Origin of the sequence: Caballeronia sordidicola (assembly GCF_000729995.1) — a bacterium.
Taxonomy (GTDB): domain Bacteria; phylum Pseudomonadota; class Gammaproteobacteria; order Burkholderiales; family Burkholderiaceae; genus Caballeronia; species Caballeronia sordidicola_A.
The window spans coordinates 21,411-38,923 of sequence record NZ_JNFG01000039.1 but is presented as its reverse complement, the minus strand read 5'-3'; the positions used below and the strand labels follow the sequence as shown (position 1 = coordinate 38,923).

The following is a 17,513-nucleotide window of genomic DNA, read 5'->3' as shown; positions in this document are numbered from 1 at the left end:
AGACTTTCCTGACTTTCGGCACAATCGGCTTTTACCCGCGTGTAAGGTGGGTCCTGAGGTGGGTCCTGAGGTGCGTCCTGGATTTTCATCCGGGATTGGCGCTTGACGGCAACCGGATCCCCGGTGCACGCGGGCCGCCGCTGCACGTTGTCATGGAAGCCGCAATGATCCCGTTTTCAGTTCTAGATTTATCCCCTATTCCCGCCGGATCTACCGCCGCCGATGCGTTCCGCCACTCGCGCGAGCTGGCCCAGCATGCTGAAAAACTCGGTTACCTGCGATTCTGGCTGGCCGAGCATCACAACATGACCGGGATTGCCAGCGCCGCCACGTCCGTGGTGATCGGGCACGTTGCCGCCGGAACGAGCACGATCCGCGTCGGCTCAGGCGGCGTCATGCTGCCGAACCACGCGCCGCTTGTAATCGCCGAGCAGTTCGGCACGCTGGCGTCGCTGTTTCCCGGGCGCATTGATCTTGGCCTCGGCCGCGCGCCCGGCACCGACCAGACGACCGCCCGCGCGCTGCGCCGCGATCTCCAGGGCAGCGCGGACAATTTCCCCGATGACGTCGTGGAATTGCAGCGCTATTTTGCCGATCCGGTGGAAGGCCAGCGCGTGCGCGCCGTCCCCGGTGCGGGGCTGAACGTGCCGATCTGGCTGCTCGGCTCATCCACCTTCAGCGCCCAACTCGCCGCCGCGCTCGGCCTGCCGTTCGCCTTCGCTTCGCATTTCGCGCCCGATTACCTGCTCACCGCGCTGCAGGTTTACCGGACGCAATTCCGCCCGTCGAAGCAACTCGAGCGCCCTTACGCCATGGTCGGCGTCAATGTTTTTGCCGCCGATACCACGGAAGAAGCGGAGTTTCTTTTCACATCGTTGCAACAGCAATTCATCAACCTGCGTCGCGGCACGCCGGGCCAGTTGCCGCCGCCCGTCAAGCAGATTCCGTGGAACGAGGCCGAACGCGCCGGCGTGGAGCATTCGCTCGCCTGCTCGGTGATCGGCGACCAGCGTCAGGTGGAGGCGGGACTTGCCTCGCTGATCGAACAAACCCAGCCGGACGAGTTGATGGTGACCGCGCAAATCTACGATCACGCGGCCCGCCTGCGCTCATTCGAAATCACGGCGCAGGCCCGCGCGGCGGTGGCGGCGTAGGACCGGCTGCATCGCTTTCCGGGTATCAAGCGGGTATCTCAGGCGGATGTCAACAGTTAAGCGGTGCGGCGAACACGCATTCGGACGCTGGACGGGTATCGTTTTGACAAGCAATAATGAGGTCGGCGGCTTTGAGATCCGCTGTCCTGCGCCCGCTTTTAGTGCCTTCTTCTGAACGGCAGCGGCGGGTAAGCCGTTCGAAGGGTCTCAACAGATAAGATGTTGGATATCGGAAGGGAGAAAATGAATGACCAGAAGTCCCGCCACAGGATCCATGACCTTGCTGACGGAGCGCGATGAAGCCACCGGTCAGGAAGTGCGAACGTTGCGCCTCGAACCTGCGCCCGACGGCAAGGCCGTCCTGCTGATAGAGGTTGATGAAAGGAAGGCCGGCATCCATCGTGAGGTGCGTTATGAAATCACGCCGGCCGAACTCATTGCGGCAATTCGTGCACATGGTGCGGAATTACCGGGCGAGCAACATAATCGCTAAAATGATTTAGGCATACAATAGCGGCATTCGGCGCTATGATTTCCTTGTGGCGCCCGCGGTTGTCTGGACGAATTGTTGAAATTAGCGGCTGCATGCATGGTGCTTTTGAAACATGAGCAGCCGCCAGCCGTGCACCGATCTGGTCGTGAGCTTTCAGCCGCTGATTCGGCGGCTTACGCATATCGCACCGATCTCAAACACAGTAACCAGTTTGTCGAGCCGCTCGCTCGCAGGAGTCCGATTATCGGGCGCTGCGAGTTAAAGCGGCAATTTGCGGTATTACACTAATTGACGCGCGTCACTCGGCGCGCCACGATTTTAGTCAACCCACACATTCCTCGAGCCGCCCCGGTCCGCGCGGGCAGATGGCTCGCCTTCAAGAAAGTAAAAGCTGAATCAGGACAGCCGTGGACGAAAGAAAGCGAGACAGCATCATTGCCTATTTGCGCAGCCGAATGGCTGAGTTTGGCATTTCCGAAACAGCGCTGGCCGAAGCATTGGCCGACGTACCGGTTTCCGTTACCCCTCCTCCAATGACCAACGGTTCGAGCGCGGCGTCAAAGCGCGCACTGCCGTCAATGCCTTCTTTGCCGGAAAGCGCCAACGGCACTGTGCCGGTATTCAGAAACGCTAGCGGCGACACGTGGGACGGGACGGGCGACATGCCAGAGTGGTTGAAGCGCGCGCAGCATGCCGGGCAGGATATCGAGTTTTACCGGGTTTAAAGCCGCTTGGCAGAGCCCGGTGGAACCATCCGGTGGAACAAAACCGCTGATGCAAATAGCAGCGCCCCGCTTGCCGTGCGGCAGGGGGCGACGCGTGCCTGCGAGGCACGGGAGCAGCATTTTCCGAAGATTGCGTAGTCGTTCGTCCCGCGCCCGCCCGGTCAGTTTCGGTGATTTTCTGCGGCGGCGGTCCGCTCTGATCGTTCGCCTTTTGTTCGTTCGTTGTTTGCTTTAATGCAGAACGTAGCGAGCATCATCGCGATCGGTTTCGGCGCGCCCGGTAACGAGGGGTTCACTACGGCCATCCAGGCGAGTGCGAACGGATCACCCTAGCGCTTGCACCATCCCCTTCTCCACATCGCCTACATAAATACCGAAGGCGTCCTCCGTTCTCTCCTTCACATAGCGTCGCAGCATCGACGCGACAGCGGGGTCACGGATCTTGTCCCAGGGAATCGCGCCGAGCGGCACATACCGTACATTTGCGCTCGCAGGCGCATCATCAACAATGCGCCCCCGATAATAGATATGCGTAACGCCCTTCTCCTCAAACACCGCGAACAGAAAATCCAGATTCGCATTCAGCCGATACCCGCCAAGCACGCCGCGCAAACTAGCGGCATCCGCAAGCGGTTCCAACCGCGTGCCGATAGGTAATTGCAACGCCCCCGACGCCGTCTCGATCAGCACAAGCCCCGCGGGATGCTCGAGGATCGCCCCGACCTGGGCTCGCTGGCCGGTCGCGGCCAACGCTTCCTGCGACAAACTGAAATCTACATAAGCGCCCCGGCAATACCCTAGCGGTGTTGCGCTCGTGTGCGTGAAATCCACCACGCGCCCAATCAGGATGATGTGGTCGCCCGCATCCACCACCTGATGCGTCTCGCAGTCGAAACTTGCCGCCGCGCCATCCATCACCGGACTGCCGGTGCGTCGCGCATGCCAGCTGACTTGCGCGAATTTATCCGCGGTCTTCGATGCAAACACGCCCGACACAGGCCGTTGATCTTCAGCCAGTACGCTGACCGCAAAACGCTGCGTCCCGGAAAATATCGGATGACTAGAGGCTGTCTTCGCGATACAAACCAGGATCAACGCAGGATCAAGCGACACGGACGTGAACGAGTTCGCAGTAAAACCACGCGGCGAACCATCGGGTTGAATGGTCGTCACCACAGTCACGCCCGTTACGAATGCGCCCAATGCGCGGCGAAACTCGGCAGTATCGAAGGATGGCTCGTTCATGCTTTTGCTCCTTAATCTAATCAAGCGTCAGTCAGGCGCTGAGGCGCCACTCGCTTCACGAATGAACTGCACCAACCGCTGGTTCACGATCTCCGGCGCGGTGACGTTCATCATATGCCGCTCATTCGCAATGATTTCGGCGCGTCCTTGCGGCGCGGAAGCCGCCATTGAATGCGACATCGCCGGACTCGAATTCGGATCGCACTCACCGGTCATGAACAACGCGGGCACGGTCAGTTGCGGCAAACGCCCGACATGCGCCTGGTCCGAACTCGCAAACAACCTGTAGGTCCGTGCATAACCCTCCGGGTTCACCGTCTCCAGCAACGAACGCACAAGCTCCGCCACCTGCGCGAGATGACCCGGCACGGGATCGTCGAACCAGCGCGCCACCGTGGCGTCGATGCTCGGTTGCTCAAGCCCCCCGCCTTCCAGCGACGCCGCGCGCTGCATCACGGCGGCCCGCTGCGTGGGCGTGCGGTCGTACACGGCGTTCAGCGCAGCCACGCTCGCCACCCGCTGCGGATATTGCAGCGCAAACTCAAGCGCGATCAGCGAGCCCATCGAGTGACCGACTACATGCGCTGCATCAATCTGCAAATGATCCAGCAGCGCGGCGAGCTGTCCAGCGTATTCATCGAGCGTAGGTGACACCGCCGGTAAGCGGCTGGCGCCATGACCCAGCATGTCGTACGACACGACACGAAAACATAACTGCAGCGCGTCCACCTGAGGCGCCCACACGCTGCGATTCATCCCCACGCCGTGGATCAGGACAAGCGCCGGGCCCTCGCCCGCCACGCTATATGCGGTGCCGTCGAATACGCCGTTCATCGACGCACGGCTGGTGATCGTTTCATGCTTCATTGGACCCAAGCTCCTTCAGATCCTGATAGCGGTCGCCAATCCGATGATGCGGCCGCCCGCCAATCGATGCACCCAGCGCAATCACAAGCTCATCGGGGCCGGGGGCATCGATGATCGAGAACTGGATGGTGAGGTAATGCGAGCGCATGCCTTCATCGCCCTTGTGCATGAGCGGAATAGTGACCGGACAGTTAGGACCACCACGCAAATTCGTAAAACTCAAATAGCTCTTCGCACCCACCGCTTCGCGGAACTTGTTGCCAAAGCGCAGCGTGTGAATCAACGCCGACGCGTGTTCGATCTCACCCGATGTCCCGACAATCGCCGCTTTCCCATAACCTTCTACCGCCTCGCCCGATCCGGCAATTCGCAGGATCTCGGCCGTCAGGATCTCGCCCAGTTGCGGCGCAAGTCCGTGAATCTCGGGACGCAGGTCTTCGACAAAACCACGTCCCGCCCATGGATTGCGCAACACGGCTGCCGCCGCGAACAGCTTCAACGGCTGCTCGGCCGCTTTGCCGCCTTCAATGAAAGTGTCTTCCACATAGGTCACCAGCTTGCGAATCTCGAGTTTCATGGGGTTTTCTCCGTAGGCAAAAACGCCGTGGCTTCATGCGATGGCGTCGTTGGAATATTATGGTATTCCATATTACTGGATGCAAGAATTTTCGACGATTGAGGGGTTTACGAGAGCACGCCGTGAAACCTGAGGGCGAAAAAAAACCGTCGATGTCGACGGTTTCTTAGCCTGGGTTCGATGCCGCATAGTGTTCACGCGCTGGCTTCGGCCGCCCTCTCGGCAAGCGTGGCCATCACGATGCCGGCCGTGCGACGCACATGTTCAAGCGATGCCGCAGCGGCAGCATCGCCGTCTTTCTTGGCGATAGCCGACAGCAATTTGTTCATCTCCCGATTCGAGTCCGTGCCTCGCCCCGGCGAAGCAATCGTCACGGATCGCAACTGGTTGATCCGCGCGTTCAGCGACTTGACCACCTGATGCATCATCAGCTTGTGGCCGCCGGTGAACATGACTTCGTAGAAGCGCTCTGTGTAAGTCAGCACGCGTTTGAAGTCCGACGCGTCGAACGCGTCTTCGATTTCCTTACGGATTTCGCGTAGCTGTTTCACCAGCGCCGGGGTTGCATGCTCGGCACACGCTCGCGCCGCCTCGGACTCCAGCAACGCGCGGATTTCGTAAATTTCCTGAACCTGCTCGGGATCGAGGCGAGCCACGATCGGCCCGGAATGCGCGACGGTCTCGACAAGTCCCTCGGTCTCAAGGTGACGCAACACTTCGCGTACCACGGTCCGGCTGACGCCCAGTTGATCGCACAGCGTGCGCTCGATCAGGCGGTCACCGGGGTGATAAATGCCCTGCGAAATCGCATCGCGCAATTTCTCCAGCGTCAGCTCGCGCAACGTCGGTGCACTTCGGTCGACACGCATTTGATCGATCATGGTTTTCTTGTCTCCGGTCTGATGTCCGGAATCCCTGGTTCTTGGAATCCCATAGTATTGCACACGCGTACTGTATTCCTGCTGCCGTCAAGGGACACGCCTTCGTCAGGCGGCGAACACCCGTGCGCTCTCGTTCTCCCATTCGAGCCAGGCCCGCGCACCAACCGCCAGGCTCGGCGCGTGCAAGCTGATGGATGTCCGCACCGCGATCTCCTGTTCCCAGGGCGTGGAAACCGCATAGTGCATGGTGTCGCCAAGATAAGTGACATCGCGAACGACCACCTGCAAACCGCCTTCCGCAAGGTCAGACGGCTGCGCACGAATGCGGATCTGTTCGGGCCGGAGCATCAGCGCGCCGTTGTCGCCATCGTTCAGCGCGTGACTGAAGCCGCCGACGGAAACCGGCTTGCCGTTCGGAAACACCGCCTGCGACGAGCCGTTGCTGCCGGCCAGCGTAACCGGCAGGAAATTCGAGTTGCCGATGAAACTCGCGACAAAGCGCGACGCCGGCTTCGCATAGAGCTCCTCGCCGCTGCCCACCTGCTCGATGCGCCCTTTGTTGAACACCGCGATCCTGTCTGACAGACGCAGCGCCTCTTCCTGGTCGTGGGTCACATAGAGGATTGTCACGCCGGTCTGCTGGTGGATGCGCCGGAGCTCGGTCTGCAGTTCCTCGCGCAGCTTTTTATCAAGCGCGGAAAGTGGTTCGTCCATCAGGAGGACCGGCGGATCGTAAGCGAGCGCACGGGCGATTGCCACGCGCTGCTGCATCCCGCCCGACAACTGGTCCGGCATGCGGTCGCGGCAATCGCCAAGGTGTACGAGCTTCAACATCTGCTCGACCTTCGACTTCACCTGGGCGTCGGGCAGATGTCGCACGCGCAGCGGAAACGCAACGTTCTCGCCAACCGTCAGATGCGGAAACAGAGTGTAGCGCTGAAACACCATGCCGATGTTGCGCTTGTTCGGCGCGACCGACAGCAGCGACTTGCCGTCGAGCAGCACGCGCCCTTCGGTCGGCGACTGAAAGCCCGCGACGATGTACAACGTCGTGCTCTTGCCCGAACCCGACGGCCCGAGGAAGGTCATGAACTCGCCCTTCTTGATATCGAGCGAGACGTGGTCGATAGCGACCACCTGGTCGTAGGTTTTACGAAGCCGTTGGATCTGCAAAAACGGTGCGCTCACGATTTACCTCTCTTAAGAACAAGCCCCAGCAACATCAGGATGACAGTCAGGCCGACCAGCAGCGACGACGCCGCGGCAATCACGGGCGTCAGGTCCTGCCGCAACGTGCTCCAGATGCGCACGGGCAGCGTCTGCAAGGTCGGACTGGCCATGAAGATCGACACCACTACTTCATCCCAGGACGCCAGGAACGAGAAGATCGCAGCGGCAAACAGACCGAGACGGATAGCGGGCAGCGTCACGCGCCACTTCACTTCGAACGGGCTCGCGCCGCAGATCAGCGCAGCGTCCTCGAGCGCGGTATCGAAACTCTCCAGCGAATTGCTGATGGCGATGATCGAAAACGGCAACGCAATGATCAGGTGCCCGATCACGAATCCGACCAGCGTTCCCGTCAACCCGATGCGTAGGAAAAACCCATACAACGCGACGGCGAGCACGACTACAGGCAACACCATTGGCGTGAGGAAAAACGCTTTCAGCAGCGCACGGCCGCGGAAGTTGCCACGCGTCAATGCAAGCGAAGCAAAGAGGCCCAGCACGACCGACAACACCATCACGACCACGCCCAGTTCGACGCTGGTCATCAGCGAGTCGAGCCAGCCCGGATCGGTAAACAGCATGGCGTACCAGCGCCACGTCCAGCCGGGCGGAGGAAACATCAGCCACTGCGAATCGCCGAACGACAACGCGACAATGAACAGCACCGGCAACAACAGGAACAGCGATACGGCCACACCCACCGCCAGCAGCGCCCAGCGCAACGGTCCGAGACGATCGAAATCAAGCAGCATGTCAGTGAACTCCCGAAGCACCCGGCGCGCGGCCGGAAAAGCGCAGTTGCACCGCATAGAGCGACAGCGTCACGAGCAGCAGCACGAAGGCGGCGGCGCCCGCGAGCCCCCAGTTCAGCAATTGCTGCACGAGTTGCGCGATCAGTTCCGCGAGCATCATGTACTCGGGGCCGCCGAGCAACGCAGGTGTTACGAAGTACCCGAGCGCCATCACGAACACCATCAATGCACCGCTGGCAATGCCCGGCATGGCGAGCGGCACCAGCACGCGCCAGAATGCCTGCCAACGGCTCGCGCCGCAGATAGCGGCTGCGCGTAGCGTGGTCGGATCGATGGCGCGCAGGGTGGCATGCAGCGGCATCACGAGGAACGGCAACATGATGTAGGTCATGCCGATCGTGACGCCGGTCAGGTTGTTGACGAGCGTCAGCGGCTCATGAATCACGCCGAGCCACATCAGCAAGCGGTTGATCGGACCTGTCTGCTGCAGCAGGACCATCCAGGCGAAGGTGCGTGCGAGCAGGTTGGTCCACATCGAGAGCAGCAGGATAGCGAATACCAGCTTGCTCACCCACCGCGGTGCAATGGCGAGCAGCCATGCAGTCGGAAAACCGATCACGAGCGTCACCGCCGTCACCACCGAGGCCACGAAAAAAGTATTGCCGAAGACCCGCAGGTAAGTCGTCGAGCCGAACAACTGCGCATAGTTCTGCAGCCCGGGCGATGGGTCCAGCACGCTCCTCAACAGCAGCGAGAGGACCGGCAACATGAAGAACACGATCAGCAACAGCAGGGCCGGCAGCACCAGCCGTGCCCTCCTGAAACCGGCGCTCATCCTCGGCAGGGAAACCGAGGGCTCCGCGACAGTGCTCACTGTGTTCGACATGACAACTCCTTCAAGATGATCGGCAGCCATTGTTTTTACTTCGATTGCCACGCATACCAGCGCTTGGCAATTTCGTCGCGATGATCGGCCCAGTACTTCATGTCCAGGTTGATCTGCGTTGCCTTGTACTGGTCCGGCTGGGTCTTCGCTACATCGGCGGGAAGCAGCGCAGCCGATTTCAGGTTGATCGGCGCATAGCCCGTTTCAGCCGCGAAATTCGCCTGCGCCTGTGCGCTGGTCGCAGTGGCGAGGAACTTCATGGCCTCGTCCTTGTGCTTCGCGCCCTTGGGCACCACGAGCATGTCGGCGGCGGTCAGGTTCTGGTTCCACGACACACCCACATCCACGCCGGTTTGCTGCAATGCATGCAGGCGGCCGTTCCAGAACACGCCGAGCGGCGCCTCGCCCGATGCCATCAACTGCTGCGACTGCGCACCGCCGCTCCACCAGACAATGTCGCTCTTGATGGTGTCGAGCTTCTTGAACGCGCGATCGAGATCGAGCGGATACAGCTTGTCGGGCGCAACGCCGTCGGCGAGCAATGCAACTTCCAGCACGCCCGGTGCGGACCATTTGTAGAACGTGCGTTTGCCGGGGAAGCGTTTTGTATCGAAGAGATCGGCGTAGTTGGCCGGCGCGCCGTTCTTGAACGTTGCCTTGTTGTATCCCAGCACGAACGAATAATAGAAACTCCCGACAGCACCCGGCGACATGAAACGCGGGTCCAGCTGGCTCTTGTTCACCACCGAATAATCAATCGGCTCAACCAGCCCGTCGCGCAGTGCGGCATACGCAAAATCGCCTTCGACGTCGACCACGTCCCACTGCACGTTGCCGCTGTCGACCATCGCCTTGAGCTTGCCGTAGTCGGTCGGCCCGTCCATCAGCACCTGGACTCCCGATGCCTGGGTGAAGGGCACCGCCCACTCTTTCTGTTGAGCCGATTGCGTCGTGCCGCCCCAACTGGCGAAGACGATCGGCGCGGCCGCCGCGAACACGGGCGCGGTAACGGATGCGGTAACCGAAACAACAGCGGTAACGATCAACGCGCGCACCAGGGCGTGCAAATTTAACGGTTGCTGCATGACGACTGCTCCTTGAAAGGAAACGGCTGGCTTTGAGAGGACTTGAGCTTGAACGGCTGGTTTTACTTGAGCGGCGAAAATGCAGCGGGCTTCATGATTTTGCTTTCCATCGTTTCCAGCAGTGCCTGGATCTTCGGTGCGAATGCCTGCCACGCCGGGTCTTCAGCCAGTCGCTGACGACGCGCCTCGCGGTCATCGAGGCTCGTATAAGCCCACATATGAACGATCTGGTTGAGCGGCCCGATCTCGGAGAAGAAGTAACCCACGAGTTCTCCCAGATGCTCCTTCTGCAACGCGATGCCTTCTTCCTCGACGAGTTTCAGATACGCGGGGACTGCGCCGGTGCGGATCTTGTAAGTGCGGATTTCGTAGTACATGGAGGCTCTATCTGTTTCAACGCATGACGAAGGGATCTGCGATCGGCTCGTCCGATGTGCGGATCCACACGGATTTGGTGCGGGTGTAGTCGAGCACGGCGTCGAGCCCGCCTTCGCGTCCAAGACCGCTCAACTGGTATCCGCCGAACGGAACGATTGGCGAGACCGCGCGATAGGTATTCACCCAGACAATGCCGGCGCGAAGCCTGCGTGTCAGGCGGTGAGCGCGCGTCAGGTCGCGCGTGAACACGCCTGAAGCCAAGCCGTATCGCGTATCGTTTGCGAGCGCAATTGCCTGCTCGTCAGTATCGAAACTCATCACGCTGAGCACGGGGCCGAACAGTTCCTGCGCGACGCTCGGTACGTCCGACGTGGCGCATTCAACAATGGTCGGCTCGAAGAAAAACCCTTTCCCCATGCCCTCGGGACGATGGCCACCGGTCAGCAGCTTCGCGCCCGCAGCCAGGCTTGCCGCCAGCACCGATTCAATGTGGTCACGTTGCTTGGCCGTAGCCAGCGGGCCCATTTCCGTATCCACATTCTGCGGATCGCCTATCTTGATTGCCCACGCTTTCTCGACCAGTTTCGCCAGCAGGCGCTCACGAATGCCGCTCTGCACGAGCAGCCGCGAACCCGCCACGCAACTCTGGCCGGTGGCCGCAAAAATACCCGCGATGACCGCGTTGCTGACGCTTTCAACATCGGCGTCGTCGAACACCAGTACCGGTGATTTGCCGCCCAGTTCGAGCGACGTCGCCGCGAGATTCTCAGCCGAGTTCCGCACGATATGGCGCGCAGTTTCAGGACCGCCAGTGAACGCAATTTTCGCGACGAGCGGATGCGTAGTGAGCGCATGACCGCAATCGGCGCCAAAACCCGTCAGGATGTTCACCACACCCGCCGGAAAGCCAGCCTCGTGAATCAGACGCGCAAACGCGAGCAGCGGCGCAGGGCCCTCTTCCGACGCCTTGATGACGATCGTGCAACCCGCCGCGAGCGCGGGTCCAATCTTCACCGCCGATAAAAACAATTGCGAATTCCACGGCACGATTCCGGCGACCACACCCACCGGCTCGCGTCGGAGAAACACTTCCATGTCCGGCTTGTCGACGGGAAGATATGCCCCTTGAATCTTGTCCGCCACGCCCGCGTAATAGCGGTAATACTCGGCGACATAACCAATCTGGCTGCGCGTCTCGCGGATGATCTTGCCGGTGTCGGCCGTCTCCAGTTCAGCCAGTTCCTGCGCGTTGGCGGCGACAAGATCCGCAAGCCGGTACAGCAGCTTGCCGCGCTGGCTCGCATTCAGGTTGGCCCACTCTGCCGCGAACAGCGCGCGGTCGGCCGCTCTGACTGCCCGGTCGACATCCGCCGCGCTGGCTGCGGGCATGCTCGCCCACACCTCGCCGGTCGCCGGATTGATGCTGTCGAAGCTCTGCGAGGCGTCGCTGAATTCGCCATCGATGTAGTGCTGGAACGTCTGCAACATGTGATCTGCTCCGGTTTAGCGGGCGTCGAACGCGGGCATCACGTCGGCGATAAACAGCTCCAGCGAACGGCGCTTGCGCTCGAAACTCATGTTGCTGTCGAGCCAGAAGCTGTATTGATCGAAGCCGAGTTCTTCATACTGTTTCAACCGGTCGATGACATCGGCGGGCTGGCCGATCACCAGGTTCTTGCGAATCTGCTCCGGGGTGTACTGCGGGAACGAGGCGATGTCCGCTTCCGTCAGCGGTTCAATGAAGCCCTGCTTCACCGGCCGCTCGTTCTTGAACCACTTGCTGAAATAACAGTAGAAGCGGCTCAGGTCCGCGACAGCCGCATCGACTTCCGCGGCGTCCGCGCCCACGAAGGTGTGCATCAGCATCATGATCTGTGGACGCGGCACGTCGGGGTTCGCCTTGCAGGCCGCGTTGAAACGGTCCATCAGGTTCACCACTTCGCCGTCACCCGCCGCCAGCGACGTGACCTGCACATTGCAGCTGTTCCTCACCGCGAACTCATGCGAGTTCGGATCGCGCGCCGCAAGCCACATCGGCGGATTGGGCTGCTGGATCGGGCGCGGCACTGGCGTGGTCGAAGGCCACGACCAGAACTCGCCCTGATGCGCGTAATCGCCCTTGAATAAATTCTGCAATGCCGGCACGAGTTCGCGCATCCGTGCGCCGGCGCCGAACGCGTCGAGGCCCGGCAGCAAGCGTTCGTATTCGAAGGAATACGCACCGCGCGCAATGCCTAGGTCGAGACGCCCGTTGCTCGCGACATCGACCATGCCGGCTTCACCTGCAAGGCGGATCGGATGCCAGAACGGCGCGATCACCGTGCCAGTGCCAAGACGAATGCGTTCGGTGCGCGCTGCAAGGTACGAAAGGTTGATGAAGGGGTTCGGCGCGATCGTGAATTCCATTGCGTGATGCTCGCCGACCCACGCGGTTTCGAAGCCGCCTTTTTCCGCGATCTGGACAAGTTCAGTGAGTTCGTCGAAGAGTTGCCGATGCGACGTGTGCGCGTCGTAACGCTCCATGTGGAGAAACAGCGAGAATTTCATGATCGACCTATGGGCAGAAAAACAGTCCGTCTTGCTGCGGGCGCGAATAACTCGGGCGTCTAGCCGACCGCGTCCCGCTTTGTCTCGACCGCTTGAACGTTGCGGCTGGTATTACGGTATTCCAACGAATGTCGCAAATCAAGCATTTCAATATTATGGTATTCCATAATATTAGATGCGTATGTGGATGGGTTTAGGGAAACGGAGAAAGGCGTGGATCGCGCGGCTAAGCCCGTCCTGCAATGAACCGGGAGGGTGAACCGGCTGTCGTGAGCGTGTGCGAGAGAGATGCAGGGGGTGAATAAGCTGAGGGATAGCGAGCCGCTGGCTTATGGCTGTCTTATGGTCGTTCTTACGGTCGTTCCAGGTAGCCGAAGACCGCGCGGATCACCCGGCGCTCCAGTTCTTCGATGTCCGTTTCAGCCGCCGCAAGTCTGTACAGGGTCACTGACCTCACCGGTGCGCCGTCAGGCTCGAAAGCAAATGGCATTGCGGTGGCGTCGGCAAGGCTTGCGCTTGAGTTGCTTAAGGGTCTCGCTGATTGAGGAACGTCGGACGCTTGTCGACCGACAGGCGATCCGACGTTGACCCGACATCGCCCCAACTAGTGTTTGAAAAACTCGACAGCGAATTTGATGAGTTCCGCCTGACCTTCAATCTCCAATTTTCTCTTGATGGACATTCTGTGTGTCTCCACCGTCCGAATTGAAAGCTCGTGCAACACTGCGATCTGCTTGTTTGACAATCCGTCTGCTATGTCTCGCAGCAGCTCTTGCTCGCGAGGCGTCAATTTTTTCATCTGCAGGTAGCGAACGGAGTCGGGCGCGAGACCTTTTATCGGGAGCGCCGCAGTTTGCTTGAGGTGGTCGTTGAAGTAAGTGCCACCTCCCAGGATGGTGTAAATAGCCGCGATGATTTCCGTGGCAGGTGCATCTTTCAGCACGTACCCGCTTGCGCCTGCCGCCCTCGCCTCGGCCATATATTCCGCATTGTTGTGCATCGATAAAACGAGAACATGCATCTCCGGTCGACGCACCCGGATTTCCCGCGTGAGCGCAACTCCGCTGCCGCCTTTCATGCTCAGGTCGGTCAAGACAAGATCCGGCCCAAGACGCTCGATCGCGCTTAGCGCGTCAGGCATATTGCTCGCCTCGCCCACTACTCGAAAACCTTCTATTGCATCCAGACGCAGCCTCAGACCGTCGCGCACAAGCTGATGATCGTCTACTAGCAAAATGTCGATAGTGCCTGTCATGTCCTGGCGCGGCCCGATGCAATTGAAGGAAGGCCGACGGGAATGATCGCTTTCAGCTCGGTTTCTCCCTGCCGCGATTGAATCACGAAAGTACCGTTAAGCGACTCCACACGCTCGCGCATATTGCGCAGTCCGATTCCTCGACGGGGATCAGACTGTACTGCGTCATAACCAAAGCCGATGCCATCATCGACTATAGTCAGGATCACCTGGCCCGGCGCGCAGGCCAGCGTTATGCGAGCGCTGGATGCGTGCGCATGACGCTGGATATTTGTCAGCGCTTCCTGCGCCACGCGAAACAGCGCGGTATTCACCGCGTCGGGCAAGGGATGGGCATCGCTTGACGCGGCATCAACGGCAATATTCGTGTGGGGCGTCTTGCCCATTTCGTTGAACTCGAGTGCTAGCTGGCGAAGCGCGGCGCCCAAGCCGAGATCGTCCAGCATTGCCGGGCGCAGATCGTGAGAGATCTGCCTGATTTCGGCCAACGTTCGATTGGTTTGGGCCAGCGCATTTTGGATTGGTGGCCCGCTCGCATCGTTCCGATCCGAGTTCGACGGTTTAAGTGCAAGCGCCGATTCCAGCAATAGCTTGATCGACACGAGCATCTGGCTGATGCCATCGTGGAGCTCGCGTGAGAGTCGGCCTCTCTCCGCCTCCTGCGATTCCACCACCTGGCGAGCCATGATCTTCAACTGCGCGTCCGAGCTGCGGTGGTCGGTCACGTTCAATGCGATACCACATGCGCAAATGAAGCCCATGCCGAGTGCGCCTATTAACCCGATCAGGAACAGGGTATGACGAATATTGGACGATGCCTGCCGCCCGGTTTGCAAGAGCGCCATGTTGACGTCGTCCAGGTAGATGCCGGTACCGACCATCCATCCCCATCGTTCGAATGTCACAACGTAACCTAGCTTGGATTCGAGCTTATGAGTCGATGGACGCTCCCACAAATATTCCACGAAACCGCCGCCGTTCCGCGCCTTTTTCAATAGAGACTGAATAGTCAGCGCGCCATTAGGATCGTGCATGGACCATAGATTGGTCCCGACGAGCTCCGACTGCCGGGGGTGCATCAGCAGATTGCCTTGCAGGTCATAGACGAAGAAATAGCCGTCGTTACCGAACTCCAGTTTCGACAATACTGCGAGTACCTGGGCCCGTGTTTCAGGATCGTCACGGCCGGAGTTATACAACGGGGCGACCGCGCTTTCGGCTAGCGCAACGTAATTCTTGAGCTCGACTTCCTTACTGCTTCGGTAAGCGGCCGCAATGGCGCGCTGCTCCGAAGTCGACAAGGAACTGGCTTGCAAGGACACCGCGACAGCGATCGTCGCCATTGCTCCAATGAACGGCAAAAGAGCGAGCACCAGCCACTTACGCCTCATTCCGTGCAAAGAGAGTTGCATCCAAAAGGTTCCGCGTAGAAGTTAGACGGGCGGCCAAACGGGCGGCCCAGGTCGGATTGTGCCACCGAGACAGCCGGGAGTTCTCAAGCGTCTCAGAGTCTGCGTAGTAATACGTAGGGTGATTCCGCGCTTGACGATCGATCGATGCGCTCTGCGCCAAGCGTTGCCTGCCCCGCTTGATCAAGCCGCACCCTTCTACGTATTACTACGGAAGGCGGCTCAAGAAATTCCACCAATACTCCGGCTCCAGTTCCAGAAGAAACTGAAACCAGGAGATTGATATGAGCTCAGAAAGCATCCCCAGCGGAGCGCGCACAGCCGGCACGCTGTTGCTGTTGATTCCCTACGTGGCCTTATTGTGGCTGCCTTTTTATAACGAAACGCACCCCTCGTTGATGGGTTTCCCGTTTTTCTATTGGTACCAGTTGTTGTGGGTGCCGTTGACGTCGTTGATTCTATACGTGGTCTACAGGTGGGTCCGATAATGCCGACGACATTCAACTGGACCTCCGGTCTCGTATTCCTGGGATTTTTTGCGTTGGTCACGGTGCTAGGTTTTTTCGCCGCACGCTGGAAGGCAGGCGACCTGACCCAATTGCACGAATGGGGCTTGGGCGGCCGGCAGTTTGGCCCCGTCATTTCGTGGTTCCTGGTGGGCGGCGATTTCTATACCGCATACACCGTCATCGCCGTGCCCGCGCTGGTTTATGCGGTCGGCGCGTATGGATTTTTTGCGCTGCCTTACACCATCATCGTCTATCCATTTGTCTTCGCGGTCATGCCAAAGTTGTGGTCGGCCTGTCAGAAGAACAATCACATCACGGCGGCTGACTTCGTGCAGGGCATCTACGGCGGGCGCTGGTTTGCAGCGGCCATCGCCCTGACGGGGATTATCGCGACCATGCCGTATATCGCGCTGCAACTCGTCGGCATGCAGGTCGTGATCAAGAGCCTGGGGGTGACCGGCGAGCTGCCGCTGGTGGTCGCTTTCGTCATCCTCGCCGTGTACACCTATGCAAGCGGCTTGCGCGCACCGGCCATGATCGCGTTTGTCAAAGACATCATGATCTACATCGTGGTGATCGCAGCGATCTGGCTTATTCCCAGCAAGCTGGGTGGCTATGCGTCAGTATTCGACGCCGCGGATCACTTCTTCACCGCTAAAGGCGGTGCGACGGGCATCACGCTCAAGGCTAGCCAGTTCACGGCCTATGCATCGTTGGCATTCGGGTCTGCAATGGCAGCGTTTATGTATCCGCATACGCTGACGGGCGTGCTGAGTTCGAAAAGCGCTAAGACCATCAAGCAGAATGCCATCGCCCTGCCCGCTTACACGCTGCTGCTGGGCCTGATTGCGCTTCTCGGCTACATGGCGATTGCAGCAGGCGTCAAGGTCACCTCGGCGACCGATGTGGTGCCTGCGCTGTTCCTCAAATTGTTCCCGTCGTGGTTTGTCGGATTTGCTGCCGCGGCGATTGCGATCAGTGCGCTGGTGCCCGCCGCCATCATGTCGATAGGTTCTGCCAATTTGTTCACGCGCAATTTATGGAAGCCGCTGATCCAGCCGAACATCACCCCCTCGCAGGAAGCCAGTAATGCGAAAGTGGTCTCGCTGGCCGTGAAGCTGGGCGCGCTGGTATTCATCATTTTCCTGCCCACGCAGTTCGCCATCGACCTGCAATTGCTTGGCGGCGTCTGGATCCTGCAGACGTTTCCCGCCGTGGTGTTTTCTCTCTATACGCGCTGGCTCAAGCTGCCCGCATTGTTTATTGGGTGGATAGCGGGTATTGGACTGGGGACCACACTCGCGTTCATGCAAGGCATCAAGCCTATCTACGCCCTTCATCTGGGAGATGCCACGTATCCGGTTTATATCGGCGTGCTCGCGCTGGCAGTCAATATTGTCCTGACCGTCGTATTGTCGGCCGTGTTACCGGCGAAGAGTGCGTCCATGACCGGGGCTCGGGTGTAGGACGGGGTTCTGGATACGGTGCGGTCACGATCGACCGCTGGCGCAAGCGAAAAC

Annotated in this window: 18 protein-coding genes; 5 read left to right on the top strand and 13 right to left on the bottom strand. The window is 59.8% G+C overall.

All coding sequences use genetic code 11. The annotated features are described in order from the left end of the window. The first annotated feature begins 164 nt into the window (after positions 1–164). The 3 genes from FH08_RS0129230 (at position 165) to FH08_RS50665 (ending at position 2,372) form a co-directional block, all read left to right on the top strand. Positions 165–1,154, top strand: a complete 990-nt coding sequence (locus FH08_RS0129230) for an LLM class flavin-dependent oxidoreductase (RefSeq protein ID WP_031361755.1) — start codon at positions 165–167, stop codon at positions 1,152–1,154. A 247-nt stretch (positions 1,155–1,401) separates the two neighbouring features. Beyond that, on the top strand, positions 1,402–1,647 hold the full coding sequence (locus FH08_RS0129225) for a hypothetical protein (RefSeq protein WP_031361754.1): 246 nt from the start codon (positions 1,402–1,404) through the stop codon (positions 1,645–1,647). Positions 1,648–2,054: 407 nt separating this feature from the next. Further along, complete coding sequence (locus FH08_RS50665) at positions 2,055–2,372, top strand: H-NS family nucleoid-associated regulatory protein (protein WP_075583396.1); 318 nt, start codon at positions 2,055–2,057, stop codon at positions 2,370–2,372. Positions 2,373–2,696: 324 nt separating this feature from the next. On the opposite strand, the gene FH08_RS0129215 is transcribed toward FH08_RS50665, so the two are convergent. From FH08_RS0129215 to FH08_RS0129150, 13 genes are all read right to left on the bottom strand, one after another. Beyond that, positions 2,697–3,617 (bottom strand): flavin reductase, encoded by a 921-nt coding sequence (locus FH08_RS0129215; RefSeq protein WP_031361752.1) that lies wholly within the window; start codon positions 3,615–3,617, stop codon positions 2,697–2,699. Positions 3,618–3,644: 27 nt separating this feature from the next. Beyond that, positions 3,645–4,484, bottom strand: a complete 840-nt coding sequence (locus tag FH08_RS0129210; RefSeq protein ID WP_031361751.1) for an alpha/beta fold hydrolase — start codon at positions 4,482–4,484, stop codon at positions 3,645–3,647. Beyond that, the gene (locus FH08_RS0129205) at positions 4,474–5,061 is read right to left on the bottom strand and encodes an amino acid synthesis family protein (protein ID WP_031361750.1); all 588 of its coding nucleotides are present in this window, start codon (positions 5,059–5,061) and stop codon (positions 4,474–4,476) included. The genes FH08_RS0129210 and FH08_RS0129205 overlap by 11 nt, the downstream gene beginning before the upstream one ends. 194 nt (positions 5,062–5,255) lie before the next feature. Continuing rightward, complete coding sequence (locus FH08_RS0129200; protein WP_200878803.1) at positions 5,256–5,939, bottom strand: GntR family transcriptional regulator; 684 nt, start codon at positions 5,937–5,939, stop codon at positions 5,256–5,258. A gap of 108 nt (positions 5,940–6,047) precedes the next feature. After that, the gene (locus FH08_RS0129195) at positions 6,048–7,130 is read right to left on the bottom strand and encodes an ABC transporter ATP-binding protein (RefSeq protein ID WP_031361748.1); all 1,083 of its coding nucleotides are present in this window, start codon (positions 7,128–7,130) and stop codon (positions 6,048–6,050) included. Next, positions 7,127–7,924 carry an ABC transporter permease gene (locus FH08_RS0129190; protein WP_031361747.1) on the bottom strand — a complete coding sequence of 266 codons (798 nt, stop codon included), beginning with the start codon at positions 7,922–7,924 and terminating at the stop codon, positions 7,127–7,129. Before FH08_RS0129190 ends, FH08_RS0129195 begins: the two co-directional genes overlap by 4 nt. Before the next feature lies 1 nt (position 7,925). Next, a complete protein-coding gene (locus FH08_RS0129185) occupies positions 7,926–8,759 on the bottom strand; it encodes an ABC transporter permease (protein ID WP_419178030.1) in 834 nt (277 codons plus the stop codon). A gap of 86 nt (positions 8,760–8,845) precedes the next feature. Beyond that, complete coding sequence (locus FH08_RS0129180) at positions 8,846–9,895, bottom strand: ABC transporter substrate-binding protein (RefSeq protein ID WP_031361745.1); 1,050 nt, start codon at positions 9,893–9,895, stop codon at positions 8,846–8,848. Positions 9,896–9,957: 62 nt separating this feature from the next. Further along, positions 9,958–10,272, bottom strand: coding sequence for an NIPSNAP family protein (locus FH08_RS0129175; protein ID WP_031361744.1), 315 nt, complete (start codon positions 10,270–10,272; stop codon positions 9,958–9,960). Between the two features lie 16 nt (positions 10,273–10,288). Then, positions 10,289–11,761 (bottom strand): aldehyde dehydrogenase, encoded by a 1,473-nt coding sequence (locus tag FH08_RS0129170; RefSeq protein WP_031361743.1) that lies wholly within the window; start codon positions 11,759–11,761, stop codon positions 10,289–10,291. 15 nt (positions 11,762–11,776) lie between these two features. Continuing rightward, positions 11,777–12,820: an LLM class flavin-dependent oxidoreductase gene (locus FH08_RS0129165; RefSeq protein ID WP_031361742.1), complete on the bottom strand. Its 1,044-nt coding sequence runs from the start codon at positions 12,818–12,820 to the stop codon at positions 11,777–11,779. A gap of 604 nt (positions 12,821–13,424) precedes the next feature. Next, positions 13,425–14,075, bottom strand: coding sequence for a response regulator (locus tag FH08_RS0129155; RefSeq protein ID WP_031361741.1), 651 nt, complete (start codon positions 14,073–14,075; stop codon positions 13,425–13,427). Then, the gene (locus FH08_RS0129150; RefSeq protein WP_235210533.1) at positions 14,072–15,487 is read right to left on the bottom strand and encodes a cache domain-containing protein; all 1,416 of its coding nucleotides are present in this window, start codon (positions 15,485–15,487) and stop codon (positions 14,072–14,074) included. The genes FH08_RS0129155 and FH08_RS0129150 overlap by 4 nt, the downstream gene beginning before the upstream one ends. A 281-nt stretch (positions 15,488–15,768) precedes the next feature. Between FH08_RS0129150 and FH08_RS0129145 the strand changes: the two genes are divergently transcribed. Then, positions 15,769–15,972, top strand: a complete 204-nt coding sequence (locus FH08_RS0129145; RefSeq protein ID WP_031361739.1) for a DUF3311 domain-containing protein — start codon at positions 15,769–15,771, stop codon at positions 15,970–15,972. Further along, positions 15,972–17,459: a monocarboxylate uptake permease MctP gene (gene mctP, locus FH08_RS0129140; protein WP_031361738.1), complete on the top strand. Its 1,488-nt coding sequence runs from the start codon at positions 15,972–15,974 to the stop codon at positions 17,457–17,459. The genes FH08_RS0129145 and mctP overlap by 1 nt, the downstream gene beginning before the upstream one ends. Positions 17,460–17,513 lie beyond the last annotated feature (54 nt).